The organism is Rhizobium sp. P1_E1 (genome assembly GCF_056406015.1).
Genome location: NZ_JBFUAY010000030.1, coordinates 25,609 through 46,250 on the forward strand (window position 1 = coordinate 25,609; position 20,642 = coordinate 46,250).

A 20,642-nucleotide genomic window follows, 5' to 3' on the forward strand; every position below is an offset into this window, starting at 1 on the left:
CCGCCCGTCGCCCTTATAGGCCGAGGTATCGAGATTGAATCCCGGGAAGAGAGCCACTTTCCCGTCTGGAGTTTCGAGGGCGCATTTTCTGCGCCCTCGTATTGCAACTCAGCCGATGGCCATGAGGCTTGCATTGCCGCCGGCGGCCGCGGTGTTGATCGACGTCGACACCTCCTCCAGCAGCCAATTCAGGCAATAGGCTTCGGGATCGCTCGCCAATTCCTCGGCCGTCGCGGCCTGGACCAGCAGAAGCGGACCGGGCAGGTGAGCGATCTTCTGATTGACGGCCAGAACCCTGTCGCGATCCCCTTCGACGAGGGCACCCGAGAACGGTCCGTCCTTTTCCCAATCCGATGTCCAGGAAATCCGGCTGGCGACAGCCGCGGGAAGATCCGCCAGGACTGACTTCGATAGGGAACCCGCGTCCACGACGATATGGTTACCGGTCGACAGGGCTGCGGCGATCTGGCGATGAAGCCCGCTTTCCGTCTGCGGCACGAGGAGTATACGGCCGCGGGGATGGAGCGCGTAGAGATTGAGCTCCCCGACCGGACCGGTGAGTTCGCGTTCGAGCCCGAGCGCCGAACGGCTCGCATATCCACGCGCCGCCTCCCCCTCGCCCGGCAGGCCCTTCTTATCGAGCCAGACAATGTAGCCGCGAAGGGCGAGGTCCGTATGAACGGAATCCTGCTGCGGCGGCACCGGAGCGCGTTGCACCAACCGGCCGATATAGAGCGGACCGCCGGCCTTCGGACCTGTTCCCGACAAGCCGCGACCGCCGAAAGGCTGCACGCCGACGACGGCGCCGATGATGTTCCGGTTGACGTAGAGGTTGCCAGCCTTGATGCGGCTGGTCACATGCGCGATCGTTTCATCAAGCCGGGTGTGAAGCCCGAATGTGAGCCCATAACCCGATGCGTTGATGTCGTCGATCAGACGGTCGAGCCCGTTTCGCTTGAAGCGGATGACGTGCAGGACCGGTCCGAAGACCTCCCTCGTCAGGTCCGACAGCGACTTGATTTCGATAATCGTCGGCGGAACGAAGGTCCCCGCCGCGGCACTTTCGGGCAGCGGCAGCTGATCCACCTTGCGGCCTAAGCCGCGCATATGCTCGATATGCTGGTCGATCTCCGTCTTTGCGCTGTCATTGATGACTGGGCCGACGTCGATGCTCAGCCGATCGGTACGGCCGATCGTCAGTTCGCGGAAGGCGCCCTTCAGCATGTTGAGGGTCCTGTCGGCGACATCGTCCTGAAGGCAGAGAACTCTGAGCGCCGAGCAGCGCTGACCGGCGCTATCGAAAGCCGAGGCAATGACGTCGGCCACCACCTGCTCGGCCAGTGCCGAGGAGTCGACGATCATGCCGTTCTGACCGCCCGTTTCGGCGATCAGCGGAATCGGCCTGCCGCCTGCTGACAGCCGTTCCGCCAGCTGCGCCTGGATCATGCGGGCAACTTCGGTCGACCCGGTAAACATGACGCCTGCCGTTTCCTCCGCCCCGACCATGCCGGCGCCAAGGCGGCCGCTGCCGGGCACGAACTGCAAGGCACCGACAGGCACGCCCGCCTCGTGGAGGATCTTCACGCTTTCCGAAGCGATGATCGGCGTGACGCCGGCCGGTTTGGCAAGCACGGGATTGCCGGCCACCAAGGCTGCGGCGACCTGCCCGGTGAAAATCGCCAGCGGGAAATTCCACGGGCTGATGCAGACGACCGGGCCGAGGGGCGCATGCGAGGGACCGAGGGTCTTGCGCGCCTGTTCGGCGTAGTAGCGCAGGAAATCGATGGCCTCACGCACCTCGCCGACGGCATTGGCCGCGGATTTGCCGGCTTCGCGCATGACGATGCCCATCAGCGTCTTGATGCGGGCCTGCATGATGTCGGCCGCACGCTCGAGACAGGCGGCACGCTCGGCCGGCGGCACGGCGGCCCATTGTGGCGCATGCTCCGCAGCCATGCGAACGATGCGCGCTGCCTCCTCGACCTTCACTTCGGTCACCGTGCCGACAACATCCCGGTGATCGGCAGGATTGAGAACCTCCCGCGTCACCCCATCTGTAGAGCCGTCGGCAAGGATGGGAAGTGCGTGCCATAGGGTCGCAGCCGTGGTGGCGAGCGCCTCTGCCAAATCCGAAAGGGTGGCCTCATTCGAGAGATCGAGGCCGTCGGAATTGGCCCGGGCGTTACCGTAAAGAGCCTTCGGCGAGGCGATCTGCGCGTGGGGCGCGCCAACGACCGGCATGGCTGCGACGATTTCGGCGGGATCGGCGATCAGGGCCTCGACCGAGACATTCGGATCGGAGATGCGGTGCACGAAGGAGGAATTGGCGCCATTTTCCAGAAGACGTCGAACCAGATAGGCGAGCAGCGTCTCATGTGTTCCCACAGGCGCATAAATGCGGCATGGCCGGTCGAGTTTTTCCTTTCCGACAACCTCGTCATAGAGAGGTTCGCCCATGCCATGCAGGCACTGGAACTCGTATTTGCCGACGGTGAAATCAGGGCCGGCCAGACGATAGATCGTGGCGAGAGTCTGCGCATTATGGGTGGCAAATTGCGGGAAGACCGCATCCGGAGCGTCGAGCAGCTTGCGCGCGCAGGCGATGTAGGCGACATCGGTGTAGATCTTGCGGGTATAGACCGGATAGTCGTCGAGGCCGTCCAGCTGGGCGCGCTTGATCTCCGCATCCCAATAGGCGCCCTTGACGAGACGGACCATGACCCGGCGCCCGGAACGGCGTGCGAGATCGATGATGTAGTCGAGGACGAAGGGGCAGCGCTTGCCATAGGCCTGCACGACGAAGCCCAGCCCGTTCCATCCGGTGAGCTCAGGGGCAAAGCAAAGCTCCTCGAGGAGATCGAGTGAAAGCTCCAGCCGATCGGCCTCCTCCGCGTCGATATTGAGGCCGATATCATAGGTCCTGGCGAGAACGGCCAGCGCCTTGACCTTCGGCAGCAGCTCGCTCATCACCCGGCCGGCCTGCGACCTCACGTAACGCGGATGCAGGGCCGAAAGCTTGATCGATATGCCCGGGCCGTCATAGATGCCGCGCCCGTCCGACGCCTTGCCGATGGCATGAATCGCCTTTTCGTAATCCCGGTAATAGCGCTCGGCGTCAGCGCCCGTCGTGGCGGCCTCGCCCAGCATGTCGTAGGAATAGCGGAAACCACGCGCTTCCAGCGGGCGGGCGCGCTTCAGCGCCTCTGCGATSGTTTCGCCGGTSACGAACTGCTCGCCCATCAKGCGCATSGCCATATCGACGCCGCGACGGATGACCGGCTCGCCGGCGCGCGCGATCAGCCGTGTCAGAGCTGCCGACAGGCTTCGGTCGTTAACCGTCGAGGTCAGCTTGCCGGTGACGACGAGACCCCAGGTGGCGGCGTTGACGAACATGGATTTTCCGCCACCGATATGGGAGGTCCAGTTGCCCTCGGCGATCTTGTCGCGGATCAGCGCGTCCCGGGTTTCGGTATCGGGAATGCGCAACAGCGCTTCGGCGAGGCACATCAGCGCCACGCCTTCCTGGCTGGAGAGTGAGTATTCCTGCACCAGCCCTTCGACACCGGTCCCCTTGTGCTTGGCGCGCAACGCCTCAATCAGGCTGCGGGCCGTGCTGCGAATGTCATAGCGTTTTGCCTCGGAGACACGCGCTGCGGCAACGAGCGGCGGCAGGCATTCGGTTTCCGGCCGGCGATAGGCTGCCGTGATGGCCCGGCGAAGTTCGGATTGCGGTCGGATCGGTGGGGCAAAGCCGGAGAACGGCGCGCCGTCGACGGGATCATGGGAGGGCGTGGAGGGGGGCGCTGCGTTCAACATGGGAGTCCCTATTCAATCGATGTTTGGTCTAGCGGATAAATGGAACAGCGGGCTCGTCGTCCCAGAGCGCATCATCCGTGAAGGCCGGGCCGGAATATTCCGTCTCGCGCAGCGGGCGCGCATCTGGTCTGTCGCGCTTGAAGGTGAGCGCCGCCGCCACAGCCCTTATTGCCACCGGCCGGTAGTGAACGAGCAGGTCGGGTTTTTGGTCATCATCCGCTTCGTTGTCATGCATGTATGATCCCCCGTTTTGAGGTCGACGCCGATACCGATCACAGCGCTCTTTCACCCGGCGCCCAATCTATCACAGCCCCAGATCGCGATCTCACTTGATTTTTACAGTTTCTAGGCCGTATGAACTTATTAATACGTCATCGAGAGTTCAAAATGGCCACAGAAACTGACATCTTTAGTGAATTGGACCAGTTCGATAAAAAAATCCTCGCCGCACTCGCCGAGGACGGAAGGCTGTCGATCACCGATCTGGCTACGCGTGTCGGACTGTCGAAGACGCCATGCCAGATCCGCTTCAAAAGGCTGATCAGCGAAGGATACATCGAAGGCTTCAAGGCCATCCTCAATCCGTCGAAAATGCAGCTCGACCACATTGCTTTCGTCGAGGTGAAACTCTCCGATACCCGCGAGCATGCGCTGAAAAGCTTCAACGATGCCATCAAGAAGATCGGGGAAGTCGAAGAGTGCCATATGATTGCAGGCAGGTTCGACTATCTCCTGAAGATCCGCACCCGAGATATTGGCCGCTACCGCCGCGTCCTCGGCGAGCGCATCTCGACCCTGCCCCACGTTGCCAGCACCTCGACCAACGTCGCAATGGAGACGGTCAAGGAAGGCTGGGACAAGTCCGGTTCGAGTTTTTCGTGAATGTGATCCGTAGGAAGCTATGACGAGCTGCCGGTGCGTTGCCGCCGGAGGGACTGCGATATAGTCATTGCCATCGGCTGTCGCGCCAATGCGATCATTCCGACCATTCGCATGAAGCGATGGCTAAAGCGGTTGCGGCAAGTAGCAATCCACCCACAGCCATTCAGCCATCTCTCGCTTTTCGACCGCGTGGGCTCGATTTCACCGGCACGCTCTTGCCGTACTCTTTCCACCACGCCGTCTCGAGTGTTGGTTACCGATGCCGGTAGCGAAAGGCTTCGACGAAGGCGGAGAAAGCAGGGGATGGATGGCGCCGGCTGGGGTAATAGAGATGATACCCTTGGAACGTTGGCGCCCAGTCCGCCAGCACTTCGTGCAGTTGACCGCTGTCACAATATTGCCTGATGAGATCCCTCGGCACATAAGACAGCCCCGCCCCATCGAGAGCGGCATTGATCGCAGGTCCTATGTTGCTCATCACGAGCTGGCCTTCCACACGTACGCTGAACTCGCGGCCATCCTTTTCAAACTCCCAGGCATACAGAGCGCCTGACGTCGGAAGACGCAGGTTCACGCAATTGTGGTCCGTCAAGTCTTGCGGGGTCGAAGGTGCAGTGCGGGCCGCAAAATATTCCGGTGATCCGACCACGGCATAAGAGATATCGGGCCCGATGCGAACGGCCACCATGTCGCGCGCAATCGCCTCGCCGAGCCGCACGCCGGCATCGAATTGGCGCTCCACGATATTTGTGAAACCGTTGTCGACCATGAGTTCCACGGTGATATCGGGGTAATCCCGTAAAAATGCCGACAGCCTCGAACGGAAAACCAGCTCCACGGCATCATCGGGACATACGAGGCGGACTGTGCCCGAAGGCTTGTCGCGCAACGCGCCGAGGGCACTGATCCCGGCGGCGATGCTCTCGAAATGCGGCTGGATAGTTTCCACGAGGCGCGCACCGGCCGCCGTGGGAGCCACGTCACGCGTCGTGCGGGAGAGAAGCCGGACGCCGAGTCGGGCTTCGAGCGCGCTGATCGTATGGCTCAACGCCGAGCGCGTAACTCCCAATTTTGATGCAGCGCGCGTGAAACTCCGCTCCTGAGCCACCTCCAGAAACGCACGCATTTCCGTGAACTCGTCTCGCCGCATTGTTGAATCTCCTTCATCACGACATTCAGATTATAGCTTCTAGTCGCGCAAAACCAGTCCGGCTATCTATCTGGCAACGGACAGGAGAACGTGAATGACCGTCGAGTTGACATTGAATGAGACCTCACTGATGGACGACAGGGCGACCTCGTGGTCTGCTGTGACCTGTCTCTCGCTTCTCACTTTCCTTTTGGTGGGTCTGGAATTTCTCCCTGTGAGCCTTCTGACCCCAATCGCCAGGGACCTCTCTATTTCAGAGGGGCAAGCCGGATTGGCGATCACCGTGTCGGGTGTCTTTGCGGTTCTCACCAGCCTTTTCGGCAATGCCTTCCTGGCGAGGATCGACCGGAAGTCTGTCGTCTTGCTCTATACGGCGGTTCTTGTTGCATCGAGCTTGGCGGTTGCTCTCGCACCCAACTTCCCTGTCTTTCTCGTCGGGCGGTCCCTGGTCGGCGTTTCGATCGGCGGCTTCTGGTCGCTGTCGACGGCTATTCTGGCACGCTTGGTTTCGGACCGTGATCTGCCCAAGGCCATTGYGCTTCTGCAAGGCGGCACCGCGTTCGCGCTCGTCCTTGCCGCGCCACTCGGCAGTTTTCTTGGCGGGTTCATCGGATGGCGCGGAACCTTCTTCATTACCGTGCCGATCGGAATTGCCGCACTCGTCTGGCAACTGGTCGTTCTGCCGAGGATGCCGGCGACATCAACCGTCTCGGTGGCCAGAATATTCGGGCTGCTGCGCAATCGCACATTCGCAGTTGGAATGGCGGCGACCGGCTTGGCCTTCATTGGCCAGAACGCACTGTCCATTTATCTTCGCCCGTTCCTCGAAGGCGTCACGGGACTGGAATTGAATGTTCTGTCCATGGTGCTTCTCGGCCTCGGAGTCGGCGGGCTAGCTGGAACCTCCGTGATCGGCTTCGTCGCCCGGCGCCACCTCCTACTCGTTCTCGTAGGTCTGCCGGCTGCTCTTGCTGTCCTTGCCCTGCTGCTGATCGCTCTCGGGACGTTCGCAGCGATTACGACATTGCTGCTCGTCTTCTGGGGATTCTTCTCGACCCCGATTCCGGTGGCCTGGAACACCTGGATGGCCGCCATCGTTCCCGGTGAATTGGAAGCGGCAGGTGGACTGCAGGTGGCGCTGATCCAGCTCGCCATCGCAGGCGGCGCTTTTGCTGGCGGCATGCTGTTTGACGCCGCGGGATGGCGGAGCACCTTCCTTCTGGCCGCCTGCCTTCTCGCCGGCTCGGCTGTCCTGGCCGCGCTCGCCGGCCGCCGTTCCTGAGCCTTCAGAAACCAAACAGGAGATCATCATGTCCCAAGGAATTGAAAACAAAGTGGTCGTCATCACCGGGGCAAGCAGCGGGCTTGGCGAAGCCACCGCGCGTCACCTTGCGGAGCGCGGCGCGTCCGTCGTCCTCGGCGCGCGGCGTAGCAACCGCATCGCTGCGCTGGCTGAGGAGCTGTCCACCAAAGGCTATAAGGCCAAGGCAGTCCAAACCGACGTCACGGACCAACATCAAGTCAAAAAGCTCGTCGACACGGCCGTCAACGCGTTCGGTCGCATCGACGTGATGCTGAACAATGCCGGCCTGATGCCACTTGCGCCGCTCGAACGGCTCAAAGTTGACGAGTGGGATCGCATGATCGACGTAAACATCAAAGGGGTGCTCTACGGTATCGCAGCAGCGCTTCCGCACATGAAGGCGCAGAAGTCGGGGCACATCATCAACGTATCCTCCGTCTACGGTCATGTGATCGATCCGAGCGCCACCGTCTATTGCGCGACGAAATTCGCCGTGCGCGCCCTCTCGGAAGGGCTGCGGAAGGAAGTGAAGCCGTACAACATCCGGACCACGATCATTTCACCCGGCGCAGTGAGCACCGAACTCCTCGAACACATCAGCGAAAAGGACATCCAGGCGGGCACAAAGGAGTTCGTCAGCAAGATCGCCATCAGCGCGGACACGTTCGCCCGAACGGTCGCCTTCGCGGTGAACGAGCCGGACGATGTCGACATCAACGAAATCCTGTTCCGGCCGACGGCTCAACCTGTCTGACGCGAGGCGCGCTATGTCGATGACATCCAAGTTCATGAGCCGTCGCGCGGTGCTGGGCGGAACCTTGGCGGCCGCCGCTCTGCCTCTCGTGGCGCAAGGGCAGGACGAGCGCGGCCCGGCGGAGCCCGAGGCGACAGGCGTCAGGATCAGGATAGGCTTCAACAATCTAACCCTGACCGCGACACTCGCCGACAATCCGACGGCGCGTGATCTCGTTTCCATGCTGCCCCTGAACCTTAAGATCGAGGACTATGGCAGGAACGAAAAGATCGTCCATCTGCCGCGCAAGCTCACCGAAGAAGGCAGCGGTGCGTTCGGAAACGAGCAGCCGGGCGACCTTTGCTACTTCAAACCCTGGGGTAACTTGGCCCTGTTCTACGCGGATTACCGCTGGGACGGGCTGATCAGGCTCGGCCGCTTCGACAATGACTTCGAGCCGTTGCTGGTGCGCGGCGAGTATCCGGTCCGCATGGAACGCATCTGACAAAGGTTGCATGAGCAGAAATCTAAAATAGCGTTCCTCTCGGGCGTCCGTTGAGCCGAGATCGGCCAGCACGTCAAACCGATATCTGCTTCGGATGACAACCGTTGGAGAAATGGCAGGAATACTGCCACCGAAGCGTCCCCCGTTCGCCGCTTGGCATCGCCATCTCCTCCCGTGCGAACGCGGAACCGGGGCGCCGCAGATTGGTCGTCAGCAGCGGGTGAACGAGCGAGCGAGACCTTGGTGGCCGAGTAGACGCTGAAGGTCGGCAAGCCCTTCAAGCCAAYAAGCGGCCTACCGCGGTCTTTGGATTTCACAGTAGACAATGCTGCGGTTTGAGCCGGACCAAACCGACACCTTCACATCCGCCCCACTCACGCTTTCACTGGCGATCAAGCCCATCTCTCGTTCTGACCGCAACAGCAGCGCCCAGTTCATGAATGTCTCCATATAGCCATCGACCTCCGTCTCCGGGGAGAAGTTGGCGAATAGGAATGTGCCGCCAGGCTTAAGCATGCTGACGCACTTCTTGGTGAGTTTTACGGCGACCGCGTCCGGCAAATAGTCATAAAGACCCGCGGCATAAACGAAATCGAACATTCCCAGCGCATGCCTTCCACCGAGCAGGGATTTGACCGACCCGTTCACCGCTTCGACGGACGTGCCGGCGAAATCGCGGGTGACGGTTCCAACGCTCATCGGGTCTTGATCCAAGGCTACCCAGCGTTTGATCGCGCCGGCGCCGAGAGCACGCGACAAGGGCCCCTCACGAAGATGCCCGGCCGCGATGGCGAGGACTTCGGTGGAACCAGGCCGGGCCAAAGCGATTTCGTCAACGCGGCGAGCCAGAATGTCTCGACGCTCTCTTACCGCGACGGATGACGAAGCATTTCGAGTGTAGGCGTAGATCGAGCGTCCCAGGTTGCTCGCTGATAAGACGGCGTCCTCAATCTCAGGTCTGCCGTAGATGAAGTCGAGAAGGCGTGCGTCGCCAGAATAGCCGCGCGGCTTTTCGAACGACCAGCGGGTCAATGGATCTTGATGAAGATAGTGAGCAACGGGATGAGATTGCGCGATCGGAACGATGACGTCCCACACCTCCGGATGAAAGCGCCGCCGTATCTGATGCAAGGCGTCGGTAAGACGCTCGATTATCGCATTAGGCTCGATGCCGGATTTGAACTGACGGATCGACACGTCAAGGCTGAGGGCAAGCTCGGCTCTGGCAACGACAAGGTGGCCGGGATCTGGGGCAGCAACCCTTCTTGCCGCCCGACGAATTTCACCCGGCGCAACAAGACTTTCACCGTCCAAGACCAGGCTTTGTGCCATTTCGAGACCCCTTTGACATAGCGTTAAGCATAAACAACCTCGAAATAGGATGCGACTAGAATCTACACGGGATAAGGGTAATTCTACTCTTGCGGGTCCGATGCTACCCCTCTAACAAAGCTAAGCAACAAGACAAACCGGTTGCAGGTTGCCGAACGCAACTCTGGAGGGCGCTGAAGTATGGCTTACTTTTCGACATACTTTAGATGGCTGTCAGTCCAGCGTTTTTGCAGGACCGCGGCCTACGCTAATGTCCAGCGCGACGAATCCACCGCCAGCTTTTCATTCGCCGAGGCCCTCAAGTCTTTGAAAACTGAAAATGATGCTGTCCGAGGGCGGAGTTCACGGCATGGTCTTTGGATCGCGGTTGCCGTTTATGTGTCCTTCGCACTTCCCGACCGTTGGCTGATCCCCGATGTTGCGCCTGTGACGATCGCCGCGCGATTCGTCGTTGCAACGATCGCTCTGCTGGTTTTCGAGACCCTGCGCCTGGCAAAAGCGCAAACCGTCTGGCTTGACGTCACATGCGCCTCGGCACTGCTTGCGGGCTATGTGGGCTGGCTTTACCCGGCGATCGCCACCCGCGACGTCACCGCCATGTCATACTACATGATATTCGGCGCCATCTTCATGATGGGCGCCAACCTCTTTTTCAGTTTCCCGTTTCGGCTTTCGGTGATCACCTCGAGCCTCGTTCTTTGCGCATTTTTCGTTACGATCGAGGAATTTTTCCCGTCAAGCCAAACCTACAAGTTTGCCTTCGGGTTGTTCTACATTTCGTGCTTTATCTTCACGTCTTTCGTCAATTGGCGATTGAACGTGGAGCGTCGAAACGTGTTGTTGAACGCGGCGGAGGCTCGCCACCAGCACTGGGAAGCGTCCGAGCGGGGAAGGTCACTTCTCGAGCTTTCACATACTGACTACCTGACAGGCATAAGCAACAGACGCGCGCTGGATCGGCGACTCGACGAATGCTGGGCCGCCTGGAAAGACGAACGACGCGACTTCTCCGTGTTCCTCATCGACGTCGACTTTTTCAAACGCTTCAATGATCGCTACGGACATCAGGAAGGAGACCGATGTCTGACTGTCATCGCCAATGCGCTGAAGGCAGTTGTAGAGTCGTCCGACGGCATGATCGGCAGGTATGGTGGCGAGGAGTTTATCGTGGTCATGCCGGATGCCCTCCCCAGGGTCGCGATGACTCTCGCCGAGAAGATCAGAGTGGAAGTCGAGTCTCTTGCGATTGCTCACGACGAGCGACCAGATGATATGTCGATCGTAACCGTCAGCATTGGCGCCGCCTTCACCCGCGAGAAAGTTGGAGAGAAAGTTGAACGAATAGTGCGTGAAGCCGACCTTGCTCTCTACAATGCCAAAGCAAGTGGCCGAAACTGCATTCGTAGTTTTGATCCGTTGTTGCCTCGCCCCGACGACTATGCTGGTAAACTCGTCCCACTGCTGGCGGCCGCCATTGATCGCAAACTGGTTTCGCTCGTGTACCAACCGATCTTCGACGTGACGAACGAGAAGGCAAGAGCTGTCGAGGCTTTGATGCGCCTCAGGATGCCGGACGGCACCGCGGTTTCGCCGAAGACATTCATTCCGGTGGCAGAACGAAGTGGCGCTATCCTCGAACTGGGCAGGTGGGCGATCGAGACGGCATGCCGCGATATATTGATGACCGATCGCATGGCTACCGTCAGCGTCAACGTGTCGCCAATACAACTGCGTTCCCCCGGCTTTGCTGCCAGTGTCGCTGATATCCTTGCTCGGTGCGGGGTCTGCGGATCGCGACTAGCCTTGGAAGTCACTGAGGGCCTGGACATGGATATGCAGTCGGAGGTGCTGAAATGCATTGCCGATCTGCGGGCACTCGGCGTCGAGATATGGCTTGACGACTTCGGCTGCGGTTTCGCGGGCCTCTCTTGGCTGAGGGCAATCGAGTTTCAGACGGTCAAGGTCGATAGAACCTTCCTGCACGACTGCTCGAACCCACGCGGTCTGATGATGCTTCAGGACATGATTGCTCTCATCCGCAATCGTGGGAATACGATCCTGGTGGAAGGCGTCGAAACTGCAGCACAGTTTTCCCTTCTCAAGGATCTTCGCATCGACCGCGTCCAGGGCTTTCATATGGGAATGCCGGTTAGCGCTGAACTTCTGAGCGCGGCATAACTCGCCTCACGGTTTCCAGATGGCTCAGCACGTTGCCGATGATCGGTGCGTGGTGCATGACGTCTCTGCCAATTGCGAATTCAGAGGTGAGCGTGGCAAGCATACCCTTATCTTCTCGCCGGGCGGTGCGCTTTCCGTACAGGCGATGAACCCGGGCGCCTCGGCCGAACCAATTACCTACACGGCAACTAAGGCAATTGGAGCCATCGCAACGAGGGCTGTGCCACCATTGTCAGAAGTCTTGCTTTTAGACGGATCACGCCGTCTGATGCAGCGAGGCAACGGATCGCTGAATCAGACGAATATTCGGCGGTTGAACCYGAGAATGAGGATCAGATGGATCACGCCAATGGCCCGCAAGCCCCGGTGAACGAACAGAGGGAAGCGCGCAGGCTTCAATACCTTACCTGGGAACACATTGTGTCCGACCTCGGCCATCCAGCCCACCTTGCCCGCAAGGCGGAACTCAGGCGATCATGCGGTGCGGAGTTGGCCGAGACGTCCTACATCGCCGAGAATGCCGCGATCTTCACCGAAAGCCTGACGATGGGCGAGCGATCCTGGATCGCCGGGCACGCGCTCGTCCGCGGCCATGTGATCCTCGGCGACGATTGCACCATCAATCCCTACGCCTGCGTTTCCGGGAAGGTGACGTGCGGCAACGGCGTGCGGATTGCTTCGCATGCCTCGATCGTCGGCTTCAATCATGGCTTCGACGATCCGGCAGTTCCCATACACCGCCAGGGTGTCGTCAGCATCGGCATAGTGATCGGTGACGATGTCTGGATCGGCGCCAATTGCGTGATCCTCGATGGCGCAACAATTGGAAATGGCGCCGTGATCGCCGCCGGAGCGGTGGTTACCGGAGACATTCCCACCATGTCGATTGCCGGTGGCGTGCCCGCCCGGGTACTGCGGAGCCGAGGCTCGGCACCCAGGAAATCCGGCACTGGAGACATCGAAGATCAATTGGTCAGGCTGGGGCAGAAGGCGAAAGACCAGTGGCCGGACATTCTTGCACGCTGGAAAACGCAGGGAGCCTATGAATCCCTGGAAGCGGACGGCGTCCGGAGGCCGGCGATCCGGCATTTATGCGATGCCATCGAGATCGCCGCCGGGTTCGGTCACCTGCCGCCCGACCTCAATCTCTCGGAAACCGTCGAGCTTCTCCAAGGCCTCCAGGAACGAGAGACCGGGCTGTTCCCGGATGAGCATTCGCGCATGCACGACAAGGCGCTGAGGGATGATCCAAAGGCGCTCTACAACGTCCTTTCGGTCGGATATGCGCTTGAGCTGCTTGGCTCCAGTCCACGGCAACCCGTCCATGCCGTCGAGTTTGGCATCGGAGAGCTTGACGAATGGCTGAGCGCCCTGCCCTGGCCAACCCGGGCATGGCACGCCGGCAGCGTGGTCGATGCGATCKGAACCGCCATGTACTTCAATGCCAAGTATTTTGGCATCGGGCATTCACGGCAGCAGCTCTTCGAGTGGCTGAGCCGGAATGCCAACAGCGTTTCAGGGCTCTGGGGCGAGCCGACCGCGGGGGAAGGATGGCTCCAGCCTGTGAACGGCTTTTATCGCCTGACGCGTGGCACCTACGCCCAGTTCGGCGCGGCACTTCCCCACCCGCATGCCTCGCTCGAAACAGTTCACCTCAATTATCGCAACCATAAGGGCTTCGTTGCTGCGAAATACAATGCGTGCAACCTGCTCGATACGATTCATCCTCTGCTGCTGATTGCCCGGCAGACCGACTACAGGCGGGCTGACGGAGAGGCGATCGCCCGCAATCTCATATCAAGGGCTCTGGGCAGATGGCGGGATGGCGAGGGATTCCCGTTTGCCGACGGTGGTGAACCGAGCTTGCAGGGGACGGAAATGTGGCTTTCCGTCATTCACCTGGCGGCCGATTTCCTGGGACTGGCAGATCACTTCGCCTTCGTCCCCAAAGGCGTCCACCGAACGGCCACTGTAGGATTGGGCTTGTGAATACGGCAGTTTCGATCAACCGTGCAATGATGCCGTCAGCCAGCCGGCGGCAAGGTCCCGCGCGTTGTTTCGCTTGGCTTTGACGGGCACGATCACGTTGTAACGATCTTCCGCGGCAAGCTCACCGCCGCCGATCCGCACCAGGGTTCCATCCTCCAGAAAAGTGCCCACCAGCATGCGCCATCCCAAGGCAATCCCTTGCCCTGCGCGCGCGGCGGCGATGGTTTCGGTATAATGGTTGAACCGAAGCGACGGCTTTACCTCGAGCTTGGCGCCGGTCAGAGAAAACCACTGCGCCCAGCTATACCAGGAACGATCAAGAACGTCCGTTTCGATGAATTCGTCGACGGAGCCTAGCGGGCCATCTCCTCGACGCCTGAGGTAATCGGGAGAGCAGACGGGGCAGATGACGTCGCCGCGCGAGGCGATGACGGTAGCATCGCTGAAAGGGGGCACACCATAGCGAATTGCCACATCGACTTCTCCGTCGTCGAGAGCGATCGGGCTGTCCTGGGATATCACTCGCACCAGAATGCCCGGGTTCGCCCGGCGGAATTCGGCCAGCCGCGGCAGCAGCCAGAAGGAAGAGAATGCAACGGTCGCCCCTATCGTCAACACGTCCTGGCTGCGCGACTGGATCGCTTCCACGCTCTCGGCGATATCGGCAAAGCTCTTCGCCAGCGTGGCTCCGAGGTTGATGCATGCCGTTGTCGGTTCGATGGCTCGATGCTTGCGCACGAATAGGGGCTGGCCGAATTCCTCCTCCAGCAACGCAATCTGCCTGCTGACTGCCGCCTGGGTGACACCCAATTCGGTCGCAGCCGTGGTGAAGCTCTTCTTCCTGAGCACCGCCTCCAGGGTCACCAGTGCCGTCAGCGACGGGATCCGTCTTCGGAAATGCATCGCAGAACTCCTCTTCACATGATAAAAACTCATGCGAACGTGATTTTTTATGCCGTTGAAACGTCAGCGTTGCAAGGGCAATCTCGGGAAACTCTCGCATAAGAGGTTCTCATGCTAAACAGGCTTCCATCTACCATTTCAGCCCTTCTCGACGCCCGCGCCGACGGTCACTCGCTGCCGGCCGGCCTTTACGTCAGAGAAGACGTGTTCGAAGCAGACCTCGAGGTCTTTTTCCACAAGCACTGGATCTGTGTCGGCCTGGACTGTGATGTTCCCGAACCCGGCGACGCCACGGTGGTCGATATCGGCAAGACGAGCCTGATCCTTCTGCGTGACGACGACGGAGAAATCCGCGTCCTGCACAATGTCTGTCGCCATCGCGGCTCCCGCCTTCTCGATCCGGGCAAGACGATCGTCTCAAAACTCGTCTGTCCCTATCACACCTGGACATATGAACTGACGGGTGAGCTCAGCTACGCGCCTCACATGGGCAAGGACTTCGACAAGGAGTGTCGGAGCCTCAAGTCCGTCACCTTCAAGTCGATCGGCGGACTGATTTATGTCTGTCTTTCCGACAATCCGCCCGAGGACATCGCTCTCCTCGAGCAGGCCATGACCGAGCGCCTCGCCCCCTACGACATCCGGAACGCAAAGATTGCCTTCCAAACTGACGTCATCGAGGACGGCAACTGGAAGCTGACGATGGAGAACAATCGCGAATGCTACCACTGCTCCGCAAACCATCCGGAGCTCTGCGTCTCCTTCGTCGATCTCGACTTCGGCTTCGACCCCGAAACTCTGAGCCCGGAGGATCGTGAACAGGCCGAAGAGCATTTCAGGCTGTATGAAGAACGGACCAAGGCGTGGGAGGCTGACGGCTTCCCCTCGGCTGCCGTCGAACAACTCGCCGACTGCGCCACCAATTTCCGCACCCAGCGCCTGATCATCGCAGGCGCCGGTGAATCCCAGACCCACGACGCCACTGCCGCATCCTCCAAGCTTCTCGGGCAGATGACCCGCAAGGATCTCGGTGACACACATCTTTGGGGCCACAACAGCTGGAACCACTTCATGGGCGACCACGCCGTGGTGGCCACCGTCATTCCGCTCTCCGCGGGCAAGACGCTGGTTAGAACCAAGTGGCTGGTCCACAAGGACGCCGTCGAAGGCGTGGATTACGATCTCGACAAGCTGACGGACGTCTGGGTCGCGACGACCGACCAGGACGCCGATCTCGTCGCCCGCTCCCATGCCGGCGCTCTCGACCCGGCATATCAGCCCGGCCCCTACTCCCGCTTCTCCGAGACGAACCTCGACAAGTTCGCCGCCTGGTACATCGACCGGATGCGCGCCCATGGATACTAGAAGCCCGCAGGCGCCCGCGCCCAGAGCCGCCCTTCACGACCTGTGGAACCCAGAGGAAGACGACGCGCTGGTCTGCCTCGACGTTCAGCAGGAGACCCACGACGTCAAGACATTCACCTTCGCCTCCCGTGAGGGTAAGCGGTTCGCGTTCAAGGCCGGGCAGTATTTTCTGTTCGACCTGGAACATAATGGAGACGCTGAAAACAGGTGCTACAGCATCTCCTCCTCGCCGCATCGGACGAACGCCTTCTCCGTGACGGTGAAGCGCGTTCCCGGCGGCAAGATCTCCAACTGGCTTCATGACACCCTGGTTCCCGGGGCAACCGTCAAGGCGAACGGCCCGCTTGGCCATTTCGTCAGGCCCGCGACGTCGAAACCGAAGCTTCTGCTGCTGTCCGGCGGTTCCGGCATTACGCCCGTCATGTCCATCCTGCGTGAGATCGCCGACAGTTGCGAACCCGCCGACGTCGTCTTCATGCATGCCGGCCGGACGCCGCAGGATCTGATCTTTCGCGACGAACTCGCCTGCATCGCCCGCAGGCTGAAAGGCCTTCGCCTCCACTTCCTCCCGGAGACCGTTGCCGGCGAGCCATCCTGGCCCGGCCTGACCGGCCGTATCTCGGCAGACTATATGCGGCTTGCGGTTCCCGATATCGCCGAGCGAACCGTGATGTGCTGCGGCCCCGCCCCGTTCATGGCCGCCGCGCGCGGCATTGCCGCCGAACTCGGCGTGCCCGGCTCGAACTACCTGGAGGAAAGCTTCGACGCCGCGGTCATCGACGAACCCGAAATCCCTGCGGTTCAGGAGGCCGCTGCCAAGGTCTTTCAGGTCACCTTCTCGAAGCAGGCCCGCAGCATCGACGTCTCCGGCGACCAGAGCGTGCTCTCATGCGCGAAGAAGGCAGGCGTCAGGATCCCGTCGTCCTGCGCGAACGGCGTCTGCGGCACCTGCAAGTCGAAGCTTACGTCAGGCACGGTCGACATGAACCACAATGGCGGAATTCGTCAGCGGGAAATCGACGCCGGCCTCTTTCTGCCCTGCTGCTCCAAGCCGCTTAGCGATCTCGTCATCGAGCGCTGAGCGCCCGGTAACGTCGCGTCACCCACCGACAACAGGGACTCACTGAGATGTTGCGAGAGGAAAGCGATTCCGCCGAGCTGACCGGCCCGACGGTCTTCAAGGATGAGCGAAAGCAGGAATATCTCAATCCCGAGGGAGTGGATCGGCCTCTCATCAGTCCTTTGCCGGCCACGACGCTCGATCGGGCTCGCCGCTATCGTCTGGAGCGCCTGCGCACGAAGATGCGCGAATGGGATTGCGGCGCCCTGCTCCTCTACGATCCCGTCAACATCCGATATGCCTTCGATTCATCGAATATGAGCATCTGGACGATGCACAACGCCTCGCGCTACGCTCTGATCCTGGCCGATGGTCCGGCCATACTTTTCGAATTCGAAGGCGCCGAACATGTCAATGACGGGCTTCCCGGCATCGACGAGATCCGGCCGGCGAAGTCATGGATATTCTTCACGGCCGGGAACCTTATGGAACCCCGGCTGAAAGCCTGGGCGGAGGAAGTCGCGGACCTCATAAAGAGCAACGGCGGCAACAAGCGCGTGGCGGTGGACAAGCTCGAACCCGCCGGCGCGTTCGAATTGCGGGAACGCGGCTTCATGCTCTTAGACGGTCAGGAGCTGGCCGAGCGGGCGCGATCCATCAAAAGCGCTGACGAAATCGAGCTGATGAGATGGACGATCCGTGTCTGCGAAGCAGGCATGGCGCGGATGTACGAGGCATCCGAGCCCGGCCGCACCGAAAGAGAGATCTGGGCCGAGCTTCACTTCGAAAACGCACGCAGCGGCGGCGAGTGGCTCGAGACCAAGCTCCTGACCGCAGGCCCGAGAACGAACCCCTGGTATCAGGAATGTTCGGACTATGCGGTCAAACGCGGGGAGATGATATCCTTCGACACCGATATGATCGGACCCTACGGCTATTGCGCCGACCTCTCGCGCTCGTGGACAGCAGGGCACGTCGCGATGAACGCCAAGCAGAAGCAACTCTACGCCGCCGCCAGGGATCAGATCGAGCACAATCTCGCCATCCTGAAGCCCGACATGACGTTTGAAGAGTTCAACGCGCTGTCGTGGCGGATTCCGGAGAAATACCAGCCTTATCGATACACGCTTGCTCTGCACGGAACCGGAATGGCGGACGAATGGCCAGGGATCCTTCTGCATCCGGATTTCGACCCTGAATTCAGCGGCCTCATCGAGGAGGGCATGGTGCTCAACGTCGAGAGCCTGATAGCCGAAGCCGGATCTGAAAGCATCAAGCTTGAAACCCAGGCTCTGATCACGGCAACGGGCGCGGAGCGGCTGGACACCTTTCCGTGGGAGGATATCTGAATAAGCTCAGTGTGCTCTCGAAGCGGCTGCACGATGCTGTGAGGGGGTCTGCCCGAATGTGCGTTTGAACGTTCGCGTGAACTGCGAGGCATTTTCAAAGCCGACATCCAGCGCGATCTCGATCAGTGGCGCCTTCGACTGGGCCAGGATCGATTTCGCCCGCTCCATGCGAACACGATTATAGGCCTTGGCAGGAGACATCCCGGTCTTGTCGATAAAGATCCTCTCCAGTTGCCGCCGAGACAGGCCCACCGTGGCGGCAAGCTTTTGAATCGACATGCTGCCATCGACGAACTGTTCCATCGTAATCATCGCCGCCTTGACGCGGGCGTCGTCATAGTCGTCGTAGAGCGGACGCCGGGGCTGTATGTCCGATGGAGTCCGGGCCTTTTCGATCTGAAGCACTTCAAGCGCGTTTCGTTCAGCGTCGCGGCTGATATATTTTCTGACCAGCAACGCCGCCATGTCGGCGGAACTGCTGCCGCCTGCGCACGATCCGCGCTGGCGATCGAGATTGAAGAGCCGGTCGGAGCGAACGCTAAGGTCGGGGAACCGCTCCCGAAACTCCTTGTAATGCAGCCAGCTCACACAGGATTCGTGCCGCTTCATCAGGCCTGCCGCAGCAAGAATGAACGAACCCGTGCACACGCCGATCAGCGGCACCTTCTTGACGTCGGCCTGCTTCAGAAAAGTGATGGTCTGCTGGTCGACAGGGTTCTCCACCGTCAGAAGGCCGCCGACGACCACGATGTAGTCGAACCTCGACGGATCGACGAAATCGGATGTCGGAGCAACCTGGACGCCGCAACTCGCGGTGATCAAGTGCCTCGTGCTGCCGATCACCTGCCAGTCTGCAAGGACCCTTCCGGAACGATCCTGCTCGTCGCTGGCAAGCCGCAGCGTGTCCACGAAGAGCGCAAAGGCGGACAGCGTGAATGATCGCGCCAGAACAAAGCCCACCTTGAGCCGGCCAGCCGACTTCGCGTCGGCGTCTGTCTGTCGATGCTGCTCAGGTCGCATAGTCATCTCCTTGCCGGCTCTTATCGCGCCGTCCGTCTTTTCAGACGAAAAGGCGCTCATCGGATCTGAAAGCCATGCGCCAGCGGATCCCGATCGTCAACGAAAATGGTGTTGTGTCCGATGACGCGTGCCCAGCCTCCGATGCTTGGAAGAATACCGCTATAGGGCCCAATGCGTGCCTCGGCTTCGACCCGGCCCTCGAAGACGGTTCCGATCAGGCTTTCATGCCGATATCTCGACCCGACGGTAAGCCGTTCCTTCCCATAGAGCTGGGCCATGCGAGCGGAGGTGCCGGTGCCGCCCGGCGAGCGATCGATGGCCTTCTCGCCATAGAAGACCGCGCAACGGCCATCCGAGGTGTCGTTCACGGGGCGGTCACACCAGATGGCATGATGCACGCCGCGAATTCTCGGATCGTCGGGATGAACGGGATCGCAAATATCGGCAAGCGCTGACCTGAGCTTCTGGCTGCAGCCGACGATATCCGATGCGGTCATGCGGTCGAGCCCGCTCCAGTTATCCTGCGGTTCGATGACCGCATAATAGTTGCCGCCATAGGATATATCGACGCGCAGGCGGCCCATTCCCGGCACATCGACCTCGACATCAGCCTCGTGCAGATAGCTTGCAACATTGTGGAGACGAACGGATTCGACATATCCGCCCTTTTCCTCATAGGTGACATCGACCCTTCCCGCAGGCGTCTCGATGGCAACCCTTCCCGGCTCCCGCGGCTTGACGAGCCCTTCCTCGATCGCGGCGGTCACGACGCCGATGGTGCCGGCGCCGCACATCGGCAGGCAGCCGCTCACTTCGATGAAAAGAACGGCAAAATCGCAATCCTCCCGGTAGGCCGGATAGATGATCGCCCCCGACATGATGTCGTGACCCCTTGGCTCGAACATCAGCGCCTGGCGCACCCAGTCGTGATCGCGGACAAAAATCTCCCGACGCTCGCTGATGGGCGCATGCGGAAGCAGTGGACCGCCTCCGGCAACAAGGCGCACGGGATTTCCTGACGTATGGGAGTCGATGCAGAAGAAGCTGTTTCTCATCT

Annotated in this window: 16 protein-coding genes and 1 pseudogene; 9 read left to right on the plus strand and 8 right to left on the minus strand. The window is 60.4% G+C overall.

The features are described 5' to 3' along the window. Positions 1–108: 108 nt before the first annotated feature. Entirely contained in the window at positions 109–3,816 is a 3,708-nt protein-coding gene (gene putA / locus AC1D1Z_RS13475) for a trifunctional transcriptional regulator/proline dehydrogenase/L-glutamate gamma-semialdehyde dehydrogenase (protein WP_477850822.1), read from the minus strand. 28 nt (positions 3,817–3,844) lie between these two features. Next, a complete protein-coding gene (locus tag AC1D1Z_RS13480; protein WP_018246008.1) occupies positions 3,845–4,051 on the minus strand; it encodes a hypothetical protein in 207 nt (68 codons plus the stop codon). A gap of 152 nt (positions 4,052–4,203) precedes the next feature. Between AC1D1Z_RS13480 and AC1D1Z_RS13485 the strand changes: the two genes are divergently transcribed. Continuing rightward, on the plus strand, positions 4,204–4,698 hold the full coding sequence (locus AC1D1Z_RS13485; protein WP_018246009.1) for an Lrp/AsnC family transcriptional regulator: 495 nt from the start codon (positions 4,204–4,206) through the stop codon (positions 4,696–4,698). Positions 4,699–4,861: 163 nt separating this feature from the next. Here the strand turns inward: AC1D1Z_RS13485 and AC1D1Z_RS13490 are convergent. Together AC1D1Z_RS13490 and AC1D1Z_RS13495 are read right to left on the minus strand one after the other, a co-directional pair. Continuing rightward, positions 4,862–4,951 (minus strand): annotated as a pseudogene (locus AC1D1Z_RS13490) (winged helix-turn-helix transcriptional regulator); the annotation flags it as partial. Then, a complete protein-coding gene (locus AC1D1Z_RS13495) occupies positions 4,952–5,848 on the minus strand; it encodes a LysR family transcriptional regulator (protein WP_018246010.1) in 897 nt (298 codons plus the stop codon). 94 nt (positions 5,849–5,942) lie between these two features. On the opposite strand from AC1D1Z_RS13495, the gene AC1D1Z_RS13500 reads away from it, so the two are divergent. From AC1D1Z_RS13500 to AC1D1Z_RS13510, 3 genes are read left to right on the plus strand one after another with little or no spacing between them, the layout of a single operon-like run. Beyond that, a complete protein-coding gene (locus AC1D1Z_RS13500) occupies positions 5,943–7,130 on the plus strand; it encodes an MFS transporter (RefSeq protein WP_477850825.1) in 1,188 nt (395 codons plus the stop codon). A 28-nt stretch (positions 7,131–7,158) separates the two neighbouring features. Next, on the plus strand, positions 7,159–7,905 hold the full coding sequence (locus tag AC1D1Z_RS13505) for an SDR family oxidoreductase (protein ID WP_018246012.1): 747 nt from the start codon (positions 7,159–7,161) through the stop codon (positions 7,903–7,905). Between the two features lie 13 nt (positions 7,906–7,918). After that, positions 7,919–8,389: a cyclophilin-like fold protein gene (locus AC1D1Z_RS13510; RefSeq protein ID WP_018246013.1), complete on the plus strand. Its 471-nt coding sequence runs from the start codon at positions 7,919–7,921 to the stop codon at positions 8,387–8,389. A 294-nt stretch (positions 8,390–8,683) separates the two neighbouring features. Here the strand turns inward: AC1D1Z_RS13510 and AC1D1Z_RS13515 are convergent, their stop codons facing one another. Continuing rightward, positions 8,684–9,721 (minus strand): class I SAM-dependent methyltransferase, encoded by a 1,038-nt coding sequence (locus AC1D1Z_RS13515; protein ID WP_018246014.1) that lies wholly within the window; start codon positions 9,719–9,721, stop codon positions 8,684–8,686. A 180-nt stretch (positions 9,722–9,901) separates the two neighbouring features. Here AC1D1Z_RS13515 and AC1D1Z_RS13520 point away from each other — a divergent pair, with 180 nt between their 5' ends. Together AC1D1Z_RS13520 and AC1D1Z_RS13525 are read left to right on the plus strand one after the other, a co-directional pair. Beyond that, positions 9,902–11,899 (plus strand): putative bifunctional diguanylate cyclase/phosphodiesterase, encoded by a 1,998-nt coding sequence (locus AC1D1Z_RS13520; protein WP_018246015.1) that lies wholly within the window; start codon positions 9,902–9,904, stop codon positions 11,897–11,899. Positions 11,900–12,235: 336 nt separating this feature from the next. Further along, positions 12,236–13,888, plus strand: coding sequence for an acyltransferase (locus AC1D1Z_RS13525; RefSeq protein WP_477850829.1), 1,653 nt, complete (start codon positions 12,236–12,238; stop codon positions 13,886–13,888). A gap of 15 nt (positions 13,889–13,903) precedes the next feature. Here AC1D1Z_RS13525 and AC1D1Z_RS13530 read toward each other — a convergent pair whose 3' ends face one another. After that, positions 13,904–14,791, minus strand: coding sequence for a LysR substrate-binding domain-containing protein (locus AC1D1Z_RS13530; protein ID WP_018246017.1), 888 nt, complete (start codon positions 14,789–14,791; stop codon positions 13,904–13,906). A gap of 111 nt (positions 14,792–14,902) precedes the next feature. Between AC1D1Z_RS13530 and AC1D1Z_RS13535 the strand changes: the two genes are divergently transcribed. Genes AC1D1Z_RS13535 through AC1D1Z_RS13545 form a run of 3 tightly spaced genes read left to right on the plus strand, consistent with a single transcriptional unit; the run spans position 14,903 to position 18,565 of the window. Next, complete coding sequence (locus AC1D1Z_RS13535; RefSeq protein ID WP_018246018.1) at positions 14,903–16,156, plus strand: aromatic ring-hydroxylating oxygenase subunit alpha; 1,254 nt, start codon at positions 14,903–14,905, stop codon at positions 16,154–16,156. Beyond that, a complete protein-coding gene (locus tag AC1D1Z_RS13540; RefSeq protein ID WP_018246019.1) occupies positions 16,146–17,237 on the plus strand; it encodes an FAD-binding oxidoreductase in 1,092 nt (363 codons plus the stop codon). Before AC1D1Z_RS13535 ends, AC1D1Z_RS13540 begins: the two co-directional genes overlap by 11 nt. Positions 17,238–17,284: 47 nt before the next feature. Continuing rightward, on the plus strand, positions 17,285–18,565 hold the full coding sequence (locus AC1D1Z_RS13545) for a M24 family metallopeptidase (RefSeq protein WP_018246020.1): 1,281 nt from the start codon (positions 17,285–17,287) through the stop codon (positions 18,563–18,565). A gap of 6 nt (positions 18,566–18,571) precedes the next feature. On the opposite strand, the gene AC1D1Z_RS13550 is transcribed toward AC1D1Z_RS13545, so the two are convergent. Together AC1D1Z_RS13550 and AC1D1Z_RS13555 are read right to left on the minus strand one after the other, a co-directional pair. Then, positions 18,572–19,585: a GlxA family transcriptional regulator gene (locus AC1D1Z_RS13550; protein WP_018246021.1), complete on the minus strand. Its 1,014-nt coding sequence runs from the start codon at positions 19,583–19,585 to the stop codon at positions 18,572–18,574. A gap of 56 nt (positions 19,586–19,641) precedes the next feature. Continuing rightward, complete coding sequence (locus AC1D1Z_RS13555) at positions 19,642–20,640, minus strand: 4-hydroxyproline epimerase (protein ID WP_018246022.1); 999 nt, start codon at positions 20,638–20,640, stop codon at positions 19,642–19,644. Positions 20,641–20,642 lie beyond the last annotated feature (2 nt).